We start from the raw sequence: 1,942 nt of genomic DNA, 5'->3' as shown, positions 1-1,942 counted from the left end.
GTCTGGAGGCCGATGACATCATAGGCACCCTGGCCAAACAGGCCGAAAAGGAAGGATACAAGGTATTTATGGTTACTCCGGACAAGGATTTCGGCCAGCTGGTCTCTGAGAACATCTTTATGTACCGCCCGGCCCGGATGGGAAATGGGATTGAGATATGGGGCATTCCTGAGGTGCAGAAACGGTTTGGGGTTGAACGCCCCGAACAGGTGATCGATTACCTGGGGATGATGGGTGATGCATCGGACAATATTCCCGGTTTCCCGGGAGTGGGTGAAAAGACCGCCAAGAAATTCATCGAAGAGTTCGGTTCCCTGGAGGGCTTGCTGGAGAACACGGACAAGCTCAAGGGCAAGATGAAGGAACGCATCATAGAAAATGCAGAACTGGGTAAGATCTCCAAGCAACTGGCGACCATTTGCGTGACCTGCGACGTCGCCTTTGATGCGGAGGACTACGAGCTTTCCGCCCCGGACAATGAAAAAGTACAGGCGATCTTCGAGGAACTGGAATTCCGGAGATTGAGGGAACAGTTCATCAAAATATTTTCAGGGGAGACCGAAGGCACCCCGACCATGGTCACCAGTACGGAAACGGGCAAACAGCAAGCCCAGGCAGCCGGAAGCGGGCAGTTCTCCCTTTTTGGCAACAAGGGGGAGGAACCGGCCACCCTCGAAGTGGTTTCGAGCAGGAAGACCATTGAGGAAGTTCCCCATGTCTACCAGAGCGTACAGGGCGGTATGGCCCTGGATCTCTTCCTGAAAAACCTTATGAAACAGGAGAAGGTGTGTTTCGATACGGAGACCACTTCCCTGAACCCGATTGAAGCAGAACTGGTGGGGATCGCTTTTTCCTGGGAAACAGGCAAAGGGTTCTACCTGCCCTTTCCCGAGGGGCGAGCAGAGGCCGATACACTGATCGATAGACTCAGACCCTTTTTCACCTCCGCGGAAATAGAGAAGGTAGGACAAAACCTGAAATACGATATCAAGGTACTCCGCAAATACGGGGTTGAGGTAAAAGGCCCTCTTTTTGACACCATGCTCGCCCACTACCTGATCAACCCCGATATGAGGCACAACATGGATGTGCTCTCTGAGACCTACCTCAATTACACCCCGATCTCCATCACCGAACTCATCGGAAAAAAAGGGAAGAACCAGCTGAGTATGCGGGAGGTACCCCTCGAACAACAGACGGAATACGCAGTAGAAGATGCAGACATCACCCTGCAGTTGGCCCAGCATTTTGAAAAGGAATTAAAAGAGGCTGAGACCATGGACCTGTTCAGGGATATCGAGATCCCCCTTCTCAGGGTCCTGGCAGATATGGAGCTGGAAGGGATCAACCTCGACAAGGATTTTCTAAAGGGTCTGTCGACCCAACTCGATGCCGATATCGCCTCCCTGGAAAAAAAGATTTACGAAGAAGCCGGAGAGACCTTTAATATAGGTTCCCCCAAGCAGTTGGGAGAGATCCTTTTCGACAAGCTGAAACTGGTAGACAAACCCAAAAAGACCAAGACCGGGCAGTATTCCACGGCTGAAGATGTGTTGTCCTACCTGGCCAAGGACCACCAGATCATCAGGGATGTCCTCGAGTACCGTGGACTGACCAAATTAAAGAGTACGTATGTCGATGCCCTTCCCACCCAGGTAGAGGATCGTACCGGGCGGGTTCATACGGATTATATGCAAACCGTGGCAGCTACAGGTCGTCTCAGCAGTAACAACCCCAACTTGCAGAACATTCCCATCAGGACCGAGAGGGGTAGGGAGGTCCGCAAGGCTTTTATTCCCAGGGATAAGGACCATGTATTGCTCGCGGCAGATTATTCCCAGATCGAATTGAGGATCATTGCAGCCCTGAGCGATGAGGACACCATGATCGAAGCCTTTAAGAACGGGGAGGATATCCATGCTTCGACGGCTTCAAAGGTCTT

The 1,942-nt window shown here is 52.0% G+C and carries 1 protein-coding gene; it reads left to right on the top strand.

All coding sequences use genetic code 11. From position 1 onward, the window contains the following. The coding region (gene polA, locus ABYP73_RS12980) for a DNA polymerase I (protein ID WP_372974618.1) at window positions 1-1,942 on the top strand (1,942 nt) is incomplete at both ends.

It is taken from the genome of Muriicola sp., assembly GCF_041567615.1.
Taxonomy (GTDB): domain Bacteria; phylum Bacteroidota; class Bacteroidia; order Flavobacteriales; family Flavobacteriaceae; genus Muriicola.
The sequence above is the reverse complement of the archived record's forward strand: the minus strand, read 5'-3'. Positions and strand labels throughout refer to the sequence as shown.